Consider the following 12758-nt stretch of genomic DNA (forward strand, 5'->3'; position numbering starts at 1 on the left):
ATGACCACTGCCGAACGCGCCACCGAACTCCGCCGCCTGCACGCCGCACCCGAACTGCTCCAGGTGGTGAACGTGTGGGACGTCGTCTCCGCGACCGCCGTCGCCGCCCTGCCCGGCACCCGCGCCCTCGCGACCGCGGGCCACTCCATCGCCGCGACCTTCGGCTACCCCGACGGCGAGCAGATCCCCCTCCACCTCATGCTCGACATGGTGGGCCGCATCGTCCGCGCGGTCGACGTGCCCGTGAGCGCGGACCTCGACGCCGGCTTCGGCGATGCGGGCGAGACGGTGCGACGCGCGATCGGCCAGGGCGTCGCCGGCGCCAACATCGAGGACCAGCTGAAGCCCCTCGACGAGGCGGTCGCCGCCGTGAGCGCCGCCGTCGCGGCCGCCGACGCCGAGGGCGTGCCCTTCGCCCTCAACGCGCGCACCGACGCGTTCGTTCGCGGGCGCGACCGCTCCCTCGACACCAACATCGCCGACGCGATCGAACGCGGTCGCGCGTTCCTCGATGCCGGTGCGACGAGCGTGTTCGTGCCGGGCATGTTCGGCGAGGACGTCGTGGCCCGGCTCGTGGACGGCATCGGCGACCGCAAGGTCACCCTCATCGGGCTGCCCGGCGTGCCGGCGCCCGCGCGCCTGCAGGAGCTCGGCGTCGCCCGCCTCTCGTACGGTCCGACGACGCAGCGCGTGGCGCTCGGCGCCCTCCAGGACCTCGCGACGAGCCTCTACGACGGCGGCGTGCTGCCCGAGGGCATCCGCCCGCTGAACTGACCCGACCGGCCCGGCGATCTCGCGAATCCCCCGCGCGACGGATGCCGCGTGCACCCCTCCCTCGCTAGGGTGAGCGTGAGGCGACTCGTCGCCGGGCCGTACGGGGGTGCGGTCATGCGCGGCCCGTACACCCCCGGCTACGAGGAGAGCGCATGAACAGCGGCATCCCCATCGAGATCACGGGGCTCAGCAAGCACTTCGGCAGCGTGACCGCCGTCGAGGACCTCAGCTTCACCGTGCAACCGGGGCGCGTCACCGGGTTCCTCGGACCGAACGGCGCCGGCAAGACGACGACCCTGCGGGTGCTGCTCGGGCTGGTCAAGGCCTCCAGCGGCACGGCCACGTTCGGCGGCACCCCGTACCACGCGCTGAAGCGGCCCCTCGAGACCGTCGGGGCGGCGCTCGACGCGAGCTTCCATCCCGGTCGCACGGCACGCAACCACCTGAAGGTCACGGCGACCGCCGCCGGCATCCCGTCCTCGCGCGTGCCGGTCGTGCTCGAGCAGGTGGGCCTCTCCGAGTTCGCCGACCGGCGGGTGGGCGGGTACTCGCTCGGCATGCGGCAGCGACTCGCGCTCGCCTTCACGCTCCTCGGGGATCCCGCCGTCTTCGTGCTCGACGAGCCCATCAACGGCCTCGACCCCGAGGGCATCAAGTGGATCCGCCTGTTCCTGCAGCGCCTGGCGCAGGACGGCCGCACGGTGCTCGTGAGCTCCCATCTCCTGAGCGAGGTGCAGCAGAGCGTCGACGACGTCGTGATCATCACGCGCGGACGGCTCGCGAAGACCGGCACGCTGTCGAGCCTCGAGCTCGAGTCGGCTCCCCGCACCATCGCCGACTCCCCCGACCGTGCGAAGCTCGCCGTCGCCCTCTCGCAGGCCGGACTGGAGTACACCGAGGGACGCAACGGCTTCATCGTCGCCGAGCCCGATCCGGGCCTCGTGGGGCACGCCGCCTTCGTCGGCGGCGTCGAGCTGAAGGCCCTGCACCGGCTGAAGTCGGGCCTCGAGGAGTCGTTCCTCGCGCTCGTGAACGGCGAGGGCGAACCGATCGAGCTGCACGAGACGGCGGATGCCGCGGCCGAGCCCGGCGCCACTGCCGGGGCGGGCTCCCCGGCCGAGCCGGCGTCCGCGGCCGAGCCGGAGTCATCCGCCCCGGTCGATTCCACTGACATCCCCGACGCACCCCCGCCACCCGACGCGCCCGATGCGCCGGCCGACGAGGCGAAGGGGTGACGGCATGATCCGCGCACTCGGCTCCGAGTTCCAGAAGATCTTCACCACCCGCATGTGGTGGCTCCTCACGCTGCTGCTCGTGCTGTACGTCGCGTTCCTCGCGGGCGGCTTCGGCGCGTTCCTCGGGTGGGCGTCGGAGAATCCGAGCGCCGCCGCCGGCGCCTCCACGACCCCGCTGCCGACCGACGGACTGGCGCCGCTCATCTACAGCTTCGCCTCCTCGATCGGCTACGTGTTCCCGGTGCTCGCCGGAGCGCTCGCGGTCACGACCGAGTTCCGGCACAAGACGCTGACCCCGACCTTCCTCGCGGAGCCGCACCGCGCCGTGGTGCTCGGCGCGAAGTTCGTCTCCCAGCTGCTCTTCGGCGCGGCCCTCGGCGTCGTCGCGTTCGCGGCCGCCGTGGGTGCCGGTGCGGGGGCTCTGGCGGGCTTCGGCATCGACACCGCGCTGGACTCGTCCGACACGTGGGCGCTCATCGGCCGCGGCGTGCTGGCGATGGCCCTCTGGGGCACCATCGGCGTCGGCCTCGGCTCGCTCGTGCCGAACCAGGTCGCCGCGATCGTCATCGTGATCGCGTTCACCCAGTTCGTCGAACCGATCCTGCGGCTGGGCGCCTCCTTCAACGAGGTCACGGCGAACATCGGGCAGTTCCTCCCCGGGGCCGCGAGCGATGCGCTCGTCGGGGCGTCCTTCTACAGCGTCGCCGCCGTCGGCGGGGCCGCGACCATGCTGGAGTGGTGGCAGGGCGGGCTCGTACTCCTCGGCATCGCCGTGGTCACGACCCTCATCGGCGGCGCGACCACCTGGCGGCGGGACGTCTCGTAGCGATGGACCTCGCGGCGCTGCGCGACCTGCGGCTTCGCACGCAGGGGCTGCGGCATCCGCCGGACGCATCCGCCGCCGAGTCGGTGCGCCGGTTCGTCGCGGTGCAGGCGCAGGAGTTCCTGCCCGCGCAGTGGGGGCTCGCGCAGCGGGTCCCCCTCGAGAGCCGTCCGGATGCCGCGAGCACGCTCGCCGACCTCGACGCGGGCCGCATCCTGCGGACCCACGTGCTGCGTCCGACGTGGCACTTCCTGCACCCCGACGACGCCAGGTGGGTGATCCGGCTCTCCGCCGAACGCGTGCACCGCGCGAACGGGTCGATGTATCGCTCGACGGGCGTCGAGGGGGAGGTCGCCGCCCGCGCCGTCGACCTGGTGGCCGAGGCCGTCGCGGGACGCCATCGCACGCGGGCCGAGTTGGCGACCATGCTCGCCGACGCCGGCCTGCCGTCGAGCGGCGTGCCGATGGTCTACGTCCTCATGCGCGCGGAACTCGAATGCCTCATCATCAGCGGCGCGAACGCCGGCAAGCAGCGCACCTACGCGGCATTCGACGAGCGGGTCCCGGCGTCGGCGCCTCGCGACCGGGCCGACGCGCTCGCGGAACTGGCCGCGCGCTACGTCGCGGCGCGCGGACCCGTCACCGAGCGGGACTTCGCCTCCTGGTCGGGGTTCACGCTCGCCGACACGAGGCGCGCCTTCGCCGACGCGATCGAGCGGGCGGATGCCGCGGGGCGGCCGATCACGACGGTCGACGTCGACGGCGTCGACCACCTCGTCGACGCGAGGGCGCTCGATCCGGAAGCGCGCGGCGGCGAGGATGCGACGGATGCCGCGGAGCCGCGCGTGGACCTCCTGCAGGCGTACGACGAGTACATCATGGGGTACGCCCCGCCTCGGGCGTACCTGCACCGCGTCGGTGACGAGGGCCTGCATGCCGAGTTCCCACTGCACGCGTTCATGGTCGACGGCATCATGGTCGGCCGGTGGGCGCCGCCGGTCGCGTCCGGCAGGCCGACCGTGCGCATCGTCCCGTGGCGCCCCCTCGCTCCCGCCGAGGAACGCGGGCTCGCGGCATCCGTCGCCGAGTTCGAGCGGTTCTTCGGAACCGGCGTCGCGGTCGAGGTCACGGTTGACAGCCGCGAGGGGTCCGCGGTGCAATGAGGGCATGACGAGCGCGGGCGAGGCATGGCTCGAGCGGTACGTGCGGGCGTGGGCGACGAACGATCCCGCCGACATCGCCGCGGTCTTCAGCGAGGATGCGGTGTACGACTACCGACCCGACGGCTCGGACTCCGTGGTCGGGCGCGACGCGATCGCGGAGGACTGGGTGCAGGAGGGCGACGAGCCCGGCACCTGGACCTTCGACGGGCGCGTGCTGACCGAGTCCCCCGGGCTGGTCGTCGTGCAGGGCATCACGAGGTACGCGGAGAACCCCGACTACGACAATCTCTGGGTGATCCGGCTCGACGACGACGGCCGTGCCACCCGATTCACGGAATGGTGCACCGAGCGCCGGGCCTGACGCCATCGCCGGCGGCCCGTTCCGCCCGCGCGCCCGCGCCACCGCCGGGCCGCACCGCCGATACGATCACGGCATGCTCGTCATCGCCAGCGTCTTCGTCGCCCTCGCCGCGCTGCTGCACGGCTACATCTTCCTCATGGAGAGCGTCTGGTGGACCCGGCCGGCCACCTGGAAGCGGTTCGGCGTCGCCGACCAGGCCGCGGCCGACACCACGAGGCCCATGGCCTACAACCAGGGGTTCTACAACCTGTTCCTGGGCATCGGCGCGGCCGTCGGCCTCGTGCTCGTGTGGACGGGAGCCGAGGAGGCCGGTCGAGCGCTCGTGCTCTTCAGCACGGCCTGCATGTTCCTCGCCGCCGCCGTGCTCACCACGACCGGCCCGGGGTACCTGCGCGCGGCCCTGACGCAGGGCACGCTGCCGCTCATCGGGTTCGTGCTCTTCCTCTTCGCCTGACGCCCGGCTCCTCCTTGGGCATCGCGGGGGCGAACGAGCGTCCGCAGGGCTGAGGAGCGTTTCAGCCGGCGAGTGCGCCGATCGCCGCCACGGCAACGGCGGCGAGACCGGCGACCGCGACCGCGCACGCCGCAGCGAAGGCGGCGATCACGACGACGGCCGACCGGCGAGAGCGGCGCGCGACCGACGGCAGGGCCGTCGTGGCATCGCGCGTCGGCGGCGGGCCGGCCGGGACGACCGGCTGCGGCGACGGGGTCGGAACCTCGACCTCGCGCGCCGCATAGTGGCCGGCGAGTCCGGGCCCGATGCCCGGCTCGGCGGTGCGGAGGACGTCGTCGGAGACCGGCGCGGGAGCCGGCCGGCGCCGGTCGCGGCGCGTCGGCGCCTTCATGATCTGCTCGGCGGCGTGGGTGAGCGCGGGCTCCGCGGGCTCGGCTCGCTCGGCGCGCTCGGCCCTGACCACGACGCGCGTGGCCTCCGCATCGTCCGTCTCCGCGGGCGCGTCGGACCGCGCGACCACGACCGTGGCCTCGTCGACGGCGTCGTCGGTCGGCTGCCCGTCGGGCCGGCCGTCGGACGCGCCGGCGGTTCGTCCGGTGCGGTCGACCACGACGGTGGCGTCGGCGTCGGCATCGGCACCCCGGTCGACGACGACCGTCGCCTCATCGAGGTCATCGAGGTCATCGAAGGCGTCGGGGCCGTCGAGGTCGCCGGCTCGCGCGAGGGGGTCGAGCGCAACGCGCTCGCGTTCGCGTTCGGTCATCGGCCCCTCCCGGGCACGGGGATGGTCGTCGAGTCCTCGTCGACCTCCTCGTGGGCGAGCGAGGGGACGCCGGTCGTGGCGTCCGACTGCTCGTCGATGCCGCCGGCGAGGACGTCCACGACCACGACCGTGACGTTGTCGCGCCCGCCGGCCTGCAGGGCGCGCTGCACGAGCGCCGCGGCCGCGGACTCGGGTCGGCCGCTCATCGTGAGCGTCGCCCTGATGCCCTCGTCGCTGACCTCCGAGGTGAGCCCGTCGCTGCAGATGAGCAACCGCTCGCCGTTGACGACCGGGAGCAGCCAGCTGTCCGCGGTGCTGTCCGGAGCACCGATCGCCCGGGTGATGACGTTGCGGCGGGCGTAGGTCGCGAGCTCCTCCTGGCGCAGCTCGCCGCTCTCGACGAGCTCCTGCCCGAGCGAGTGATCGACCGTCAGCTGCTCGAGCTCGATGCCGTGATGGCGATAGACCCGGGAGTCGCCGACGTTGAAGACCAGCCAGGCGGGGCCCTCCTCGTCCTCGACGAGTGCGATGCCGGCCACCGTGCTGCCCGCACCGCGATCCGTGCTCGCCGCGACGGCGTCGACGGCGCTGCCCGCGGCGGCGAGCGCCGCCCGCACCTGCCCGACGCTGGCCACGTCGCCGCCCGCCACGTGCTCGCGGAACGCGTCGATCACCGCGGCGCTGGCTCGATCGCCGGCCTCGTAGCCGCCCATGCCGTCGGCCACGACGAAGACCGGCCATTCGGCGAGCGCGGAGTCCTCGTTCGCCCGTCGCACGAGGCCGACGTCGGTCGCGACGGCGGAGGTCAGGCGGATGCTGGGGTGGGCCATCAGTACAGCGCCCCCGGTCCGGTCGGGTCGGGTTCGACGCGGGCCTCGAGGGTGCCGAGCACGAACCGGCCGGTGAACGGCGTGGCGACGCCCACCTCGATGAACTGGTCGGTGCCCGCGCCGTCGGCGATGAGGACGCCGTTCGTGGAATCGAGGTCGGTGATCCACCACTGCGCCCCGTCGAACTGGATCATGGCGTGGGTCTTGGACAGCGTCCGGCTCGGGTCCGGGACGACGAGGGCGCGAGCCGCGGCGTCGCCGGTGCGCGGGTTGCGCCCGAGCATGACGGTCGGCGCCTCGAGCGGCAGCGCCGTGCCGTCGGCGAGGACCAGTCGCCACTGGAACGCGGGTCGCCGATCCACGACGACCGTGCGGTCGAAGGGATCCTCGTCGCCCGTGACGATGGTCGCCGCGTCATCGACCTCGAACGCATCGAGGGGCGACGCGACCGCCTGCGCACCGGTCGCGGCGGCGCTCGGCGGCGCGAAGGCCGGCAGCGAAGCCGGAATGACGGGGCCTGCGGCGGGCCCGGTGGCGACCGGCCCGGTGGGCGGCGCGACGGGCGGGGTCGCCATGAACGGATTGGTGAGGGTCGCGAACGTCGGGGCCTGCGCCGGGGCGGGACTCGGGACCGCGGCCTGGCCGGGCGCCTGTGCCTCTGCCGGTCGATCCTGCGGCTGGGCCTGCGGCGCTCCCGGCATCGGCGGCAGCGGCTCGATGCGACCAGGGACGCGCGGCGGCTCGTCGATGCCGAACGCCGACGGCGGCGCGAAGGGGGACGACGCCGGGTCGGGAGCCGGCGTCGCCTGCCCGGCGGCCGGTGCCGCGAGCGGGCCGGTCGTCGGCTGGGCAGCCGGCCGGACGGGCGCCGCGGGTGCCGGCGTGATGGGGACCGCGCCGATCGGCGCGGGTGCGACGTGAGCGGATGCCGCGACCGGTGTCGCATCCACCGCGGGTCGGGGCGCCGCGAGCGGTCCGCCCGTCGTCGCCTCTGGATACGGTGCCGCGAGGGGGCCGCTGGGCTGCACGGGCGGGATGGAACCCGTGGCGCCGGTCCGCGACATCCGCCCGCGCTCGGGATCGGGCGACGGCCCGACGGCCAGCACCGTCGCCCAGACGGGCGGGAGCAGCACCCCGAGCACCGTCGTGCCGACGCCGCGCCAGCTCTGCCGGCTGATGCGGTGCAGCGCGAACACCTTGAAGACCAGCCCCACGACCTGTGCCAGGGGGACGTAGAGCAGCAGGGCGAGCCAGGGCTGCTGTCCGCCGATGCGGAACACCTGCATCTCGTTGTAGACCGGCACCCACGCCGACCAGGCGGGCCGGCCGTACTGCGCGAAGACCTTCGCGAGCATGAACGCGTACCAGACGTAGAGGCCGATCGCGATGACGAAGGTCACCCCGCTCACGAGCAGTGAGGCGGCGGCGATCTGCTGGGCTTCTTCGGGCGTCATCGTGCTGGCTCCTGGAGTGATGCTCGTGCGGGGCGGAGGGATCTGGCGAGGGAGGCGAACGAGAGACGCGCCGACAGCCGGCGGCGCGCTCGCGCCCCGCCCCGGAGTTCGTCACGCTCGCGATCGACGAGCGACCACGCGGCATCCGCCTCGCTCGAGGTGGGCGGGTCGCCGGCGAAGACCGCGCGATCGACGAGCGCCGCGAGCGTCGCGGCGGCCGGGCGGCCGACGGCGCGCGCGGTGTCGGCGCGCACGACGTGCTCGGCCTCGAGCAACCCGTGGTCGGCGTAGAGGTCGACGAGCTCCTCCCAGGCGCCGACGACGCGGACCTCGGGCGAGGGGTCGCGCCGCCGGCGACGCGACCGCAGGGACTTCGCCAGCAGCAGGACGGCGAGGGGCAGGAGCGCCAGCAGCACGGCGGCCGCACCGAGCCCGGTCCACCGCAGCCATGCGGCCACCGCGGGCGGCACGGCGGCGGCGCTGTCGTCGGGAGCCGCGGCCGCGTCGTTGGACTCGCTCTGCGCGGACGGCGGTTCGACCACCGGCGCGTCGGGACGCTCGGGCGTGGTCGGGTGCTCGGGGAGCTGCTCGCCCTCCTGGATGAGGCTCGGCGCGACCTCGTGCTGCGGGGTCGCGTCGACGGGCACCCACGCGTCGGCCCCGCCGGACACCTCGGTCCACGCGGTCAGCGCGGCGCCCGTGCAGACGTCGGTGCAGGCGTCGACGCCGGGCACCTCCGGGGCGCCGGGCAGCCGGAACCCGAGCACGACCCTGGACTCGTACCCGAGCGCCCGGGCGATCAGTGCCACCGCGACCGCGAACTGCTCGTCGTCGCCGATGCCCGCCACGAGGGCGGCGTCGGATGCCTCGGGCCCGGCGAGTCGCTGCTGGTCGGCAAGCTGGGTGAACAGGGCCTCGATGCGGGCCTTCGAGTGGCCTGAGTAGCTCGGCAGGAAGGCGTAGCCGCTCCCGAGTCCCGCGATCCAGCCGGCGGCGTCGGGGCCGTCGGCGGTCGCGTGGCTGAGGTACCCGCGCGTGCGCAGGCGATCGACGAGCTCGAGGAACCCGGCGGCGGTCGCGGACTGCCCCTGCAGGTCCAGCCAACCCGTCAGGGCCGGGTACTCCTCGGGATCGAGCAACGCGGTGCCGCCCGGCTCCCCGAGTTCCCGCGTGCCGTCGGGTGCGGCGATGACGGCGTACTCGTCGCCCGAGGCCAGGCCTCGAGGGGCGCCTCCGCCCGCGCCCGAGGCATCCGTGATCTCCGCCGTGTCGATCGAGGTCGCGTCGTCGGCCGAGCGGTGGAACCCGTCGTCGAGCGCTGCCGCGCGAGCACCCGTGAAGTCGGGCGCCGCGCGCAGGCCCAGTGGCGCGGGCACCCAGATGCCGGAGTACCCGTCGCCCACGCGCAGCTCGAATGCCGCGTCACCGGGCGCACGGACCGCCGCGCGCGGGAGGCGGTTGAAGCGGACGGCCTCCTCGTCCTCGTCGATGCCGACGTGGAACGTCTCGCCGTCGTACGCGTCGAGCGTCGCGAGCCGGAGCCGCTCGATGCCGGCGGTGTCGCCCTCGATGCTCAGCCACGGCTCGTCGATGCGCTCCGCGGTGAATGCGGATCGATAGCTCGCGAGCGGCGTCGGCGTCTGCCGCAGCACGACTTCGGGCTGCACGGCGTCGCGGAGCGCCGACCGGTCGACGATGCCGGCCGCGGCGGGCGCGACCACGGCGCCCGCGACGAGGGCGACGGCCACCAGCAGCCCGGCCAGTGAGCGGCGTCGGAACGCCGGCCAGCCGGAGAGTCCGGCGCGCTGGACGGTGCCCGCGGTCGCGCGCCTGAGCGCCATCGACCTGGTCGTTCGCGCCCGCAGCAGCAGCCAGGCGAGGGCGGCGACCAGCCCGCCGACGGCGACGAGGAGCTCGCGTGGCGCGGGCACCGAGATCGACCCGAGGAGGACGGGGGCGCTCACCGCGCTCGACCCGAACGCCAGGCCGAATCCCGACATCGCGAAGCCGACGAGCACCGCGAGCGGCGAGGTCCGGCGATCCGGCACGACGAGCAGGCCCGCGACGACCGTGCCGACGAGCATCACGAGGAGGAACGGCACGAGCACCGCCTGGTACTCGCCGAGCGGCAGGGAGAGCGTCAGCACCTGCTTCCAGCCCACCACGATGCCGACGGCGCCGTCGCGGATGCCGCGCCCCCATGCCTGCGGCCCGCCCGCCATCGCACTCGGGATGGCCACCGGGACGACGAGCAGCAGGTACGCGACGACCGTGGCCCCGACGATCGCGAGCCAGCGGAGCGGGCCTCGGAATGGAAGCGCCCGGGCGAGCGCGACGATGCCGAGCCCCGCGAGGATCCCGACCGCCGCGACCAGGATCGCCCGCGCCGAGCCGTAGATGGGCCACGCCGCGACGGTCGCGAGCAGGCCCGCGACGACGACGTAGCCGAGGCCCAGGGCAGCGCGGAACGCACCGGCATCGGACGCCCGTGCCGGGCGGTCGGCGCGACGGCGGGGCCCGCTCATCGCACGGCTCCGCGAGCGAGCAGTTGCGGCAGGTCGTCCAGTTCGCCGAGGGTGAGCACGGTGAGCTCGTCGGAGCGGCGGACGCCGGGCTCGGCGCCGGGCTCGCAGCGCACCGCGACGACGGCGATGCCGGGCGGGAGGGCGATGGACGCCCGCCGCAGGCGCTGCAAGGGGACGAGCGACCCGGTCACGAGGAACGCGATCGAGAGGTCGCCGAACGACTGGGCGACGAGTGCCGCGACGGATTCGAGGCGGATGACGCGCGCATCCGCGCCCGACGCGGACCCGCCCTCGAGGCCGGAGACGGCGTCGAGGAGGGTGCGCGGCGTGATGGTCGGGAGCGAGCGCATCGACTGCACCGCCCCGCGGTCGGCGACGTCGAGGCCGGAGCTCACGGCGACGAGCACGTCGCGGCCCTCCGAGACGCCTCGGACGCCCAGGGATGCCGCGGCGCTGACGGCCACCTCGAACTCGTCGTCGTCGGCGTAGCCCTCGAGGTCGAGGTCCAGCAGCACGGCGATCCGCGCGTGACGGGACTCCTCGTACTGGCGCACCATGAGCTTGCCCGTGCGAGCGGTCGACTTCCAGTGCACGTGCCGCTGCGAGTCGCCCGGCACGTAGTCGCGCACCGCGTGGAAGGAGAGGTCGGCGTCGACGAGGCGATTCGACGGCGCCCCCTCGAGGTCGCGGATGAGTCCTGCGCTCGAGGACGGCAGGAGCGCGGTGACGGGGTGCACGTGCACGCGCTGCACCTCGGGCCAGCTCATCGCGCGGCGGAGCACGCGCAGGGGGTCGCCACGGGAGACGGTCATCGGGCCCACGTCGATGATCCCGCGCCGCTGCGCGGCGATGACGAGGTCCTCCCGATGGTGTCCCCCGCCGCGGAGGAGTGGGACGTGCGCCTCGACGAGCCCCGGCCCCACCGGGATGTCGACGACACCCGGCAGCGCGGGCCGCGAGCCGTCGTTCACGATGTCGAGGGTGCCGCGGATCTCGGAGCCGGCGACGACGCGGTCGCGATCCAGCTCCAGCCGCACCCGGTACTCGTGCGCGCCGAGCAGGAACGGGATGCAGACCAGGAGCAGCGCCAGCGCCATCGCCGCGACCACCCACGCCTCGAACCATCCGAACGCCGCTCCGGCGATCGCGCCGCCGACCACCAGGCCGACGAGCAGGAGTCCGGCCGGGGAGACCGTCTCCTGCACCCAGGCGCCGGCCCGAGCCACCGCGGCGGCGACCGCGCGGGCACCACGGCGCACGCGCGCGGCGCCGGCAGCGGCGGGGCTGCGGTGCGTGCGCGCGAGTCGGGTGACCGTCGCGCCACGGGTCGAGGTGACCGTGTCGGTGGTCGCGGGTTCGCGGAGGAGCGCGTTCTGAGGGGTCACGCCACGCCGTTCTCCCGAGGCGCGGCCACGTCGAGCAGGATCTGGTTGATCACGGCGACCGCGGTCACGCCGTCGAACTCGGCCTCGGGCTCGAGCACGAGCCGGTGCGAGAGCGCCGCGACGGCGAGCGCGCGCACGTCGTCGGGGGTGGCGTACGTGCGGCCGGCAGCTGCCGCCCAGGTCATGGCCAGGCGCGACAGGGCGATCGCCCCGCGCACGCTGACGCCGAGGCGCACCTCGGAGGCCCGCCGCGTGGCGTCGACCAGGCGCATGACGTAGTCGGAGACGAGCGGATTCACGTAGACGCCGCGGGAGAGCTCGGTCATCGCGACGATCGTGTCGGTGCCGACGATCGCCTCGAGCTTGGGCTTCGGGGCGCCCACGGCCTGCAGGATCCGCATCGTGGCGGCCTCGTCGGGGTAGCCGATCGAGGTCTTCACCGAGAAGCGGTCGAGCTGCGCCTCGGGCAGGCGGTACGTGCCGGCCTGCTCGATCGGGTTCTGCGTCGCGATCACCATGAACGGATTGCCGACCGGGCGGGTGACGCCGTCGATCGTGACGTTGCCCTCCTCCATGACCTCGAGCAGCGAGGACTGGGTCTTCGGGCTCGCGCGGTTGATCTCGTCGGCGAGCACGATGTTCGCGAAGACCGGCCCGGCGTGGAACTCGAAGTGGCCGGCCTTCTGGTCGTACACGGTGATGCCGGTGACGTCGCCGGGCAGCAGGTCGGGCGTGAACTGGATGCGCGAGGAGGTGCCGTGGATGGTCTCGGCCATGGCGCGCGCCAGCGCGGTCTTGCCGGTGCCGGGTGCGTCCTCGAGGAGCACGTGGCCGCCGCTCACGGCGGTCGCGAGCACGAGCTCGACGACGTGCCGCTTGCCGAGCACGGCCTGCTCGACGTTGTCGGCGATGAGCGAGAACGTCTCGGCGAACCAGGCGGCTTGCTCCGGTGCGATCGTCACGGGGTGGTCCTCTCGGAGGGGGTGGGGTC

General features: G+C 74.2%; 12 protein-coding genes. 6 read left to right on the plus strand and 6 right to left on the minus strand.

Annotation, left to right across the window (positions count from 1 at the left end; genetic code table 11):
- From GQQ95_RS06920 to GQQ95_RS06945, 6 genes are all read left to right on the plus strand, one after another.
- Positions 1–774, plus strand: coding sequence for an isocitrate lyase/PEP mutase family protein (locus GQQ95_RS06920; protein WP_157426918.1), 774 nt, complete (start codon positions 1–3; stop codon positions 772–774).
- Positions 775–926: 152 nt separating this feature from the next.
- Entirely contained in the window at positions 927–2009 is a 1083-nt protein-coding gene (locus GQQ95_RS06925) for an ATP-binding cassette domain-containing protein (RefSeq protein ID WP_157426919.1), read from the plus strand.
- 4 nt (positions 2010–2013) lie between these two features.
- Positions 2014–2835, plus strand: coding sequence for an ABC transporter permease (locus GQQ95_RS06930; RefSeq protein WP_157426920.1), 822 nt, complete (start codon positions 2014–2016; stop codon positions 2833–2835).
- 2 nt (positions 2836–2837) lie between these two features.
- Entirely contained in the window at positions 2838–3995 is a 1158-nt protein-coding gene (locus tag GQQ95_RS06935; protein WP_157426921.1) for a winged helix DNA-binding domain-containing protein, read from the plus strand.
- A gap of 4 nt (positions 3996–3999) precedes the next feature.
- Entirely contained in the window at positions 4000–4356 is a 357-nt protein-coding gene (locus tag GQQ95_RS06940) for a nuclear transport factor 2 family protein (RefSeq protein ID WP_157426922.1), read from the plus strand.
- 73 nt (positions 4357–4429) lie between these two features.
- Complete coding sequence (locus GQQ95_RS06945; RefSeq protein WP_157426923.1) at positions 4430–4810, plus strand: DUF1304 domain-containing protein; 381 nt, start codon at positions 4430–4432, stop codon at positions 4808–4810.
- 61 nt (positions 4811–4871) lie between these two features.
- Here the strand turns inward: GQQ95_RS06945 and GQQ95_RS19755 are convergent, their stop codons facing one another.
- From GQQ95_RS19755 to GQQ95_RS06975, 6 genes are read right to left on the minus strand one after another with little or no spacing between them, the layout of a single operon-like run.
- Positions 4872–5573: a hypothetical protein gene (locus tag GQQ95_RS19755; RefSeq protein ID WP_157426924.1), complete on the minus strand. Its 702-nt coding sequence runs from the start codon at positions 5571–5573 to the stop codon at positions 4872–4874.
- Positions 5570–6403: a PP2C family protein-serine/threonine phosphatase gene (locus GQQ95_RS06955; RefSeq protein WP_157426925.1), complete on the minus strand. Its 834-nt coding sequence runs from the start codon at positions 6401–6403 to the stop codon at positions 5570–5572. The genes GQQ95_RS19755 and GQQ95_RS06955 overlap by 4 nt, the downstream gene beginning before the upstream one ends.
- On the minus strand, positions 6403–7857 hold the full coding sequence (locus tag GQQ95_RS06960) for a DUF5684 domain-containing protein (RefSeq protein ID WP_157426926.1): 1455 nt from the start codon (positions 7855–7857) through the stop codon (positions 6403–6405). Before GQQ95_RS06960 ends, GQQ95_RS06955 begins: the two co-directional genes overlap by 1 nt.
- Positions 7854–10382 (minus strand): transglutaminase-like domain-containing protein, encoded by a 2529-nt coding sequence (locus GQQ95_RS06965; protein ID WP_157426927.1) that lies wholly within the window; start codon positions 10380–10382, stop codon positions 7854–7856. Before GQQ95_RS06965 ends, GQQ95_RS06960 begins: the two co-directional genes overlap by 4 nt.
- The gene (locus tag GQQ95_RS06970) at positions 10379–11767 is read right to left on the minus strand and encodes a DUF58 domain-containing protein (protein ID WP_157426928.1); all 1389 of its coding nucleotides are present in this window, start codon (positions 11765–11767) and stop codon (positions 10379–10381) included. Before GQQ95_RS06970 ends, GQQ95_RS06965 begins: the two co-directional genes overlap by 4 nt.
- Positions 11764–12729 (minus strand): AAA family ATPase, encoded by a 966-nt coding sequence (locus GQQ95_RS06975; protein WP_157426929.1) that lies wholly within the window; start codon positions 12727–12729, stop codon positions 11764–11766. Before GQQ95_RS06975 ends, GQQ95_RS06970 begins: the two co-directional genes overlap by 4 nt.
- Between the last annotated feature and the right edge of the window lie 29 nt (positions 12730–12758).

This window comes from Agromyces salentinus (genome assembly GCF_009749395.1).
Taxonomy (GTDB): domain Bacteria; phylum Actinomycetota; class Actinomycetes; order Actinomycetales; family Microbacteriaceae; genus Agromyces; species Agromyces salentinus.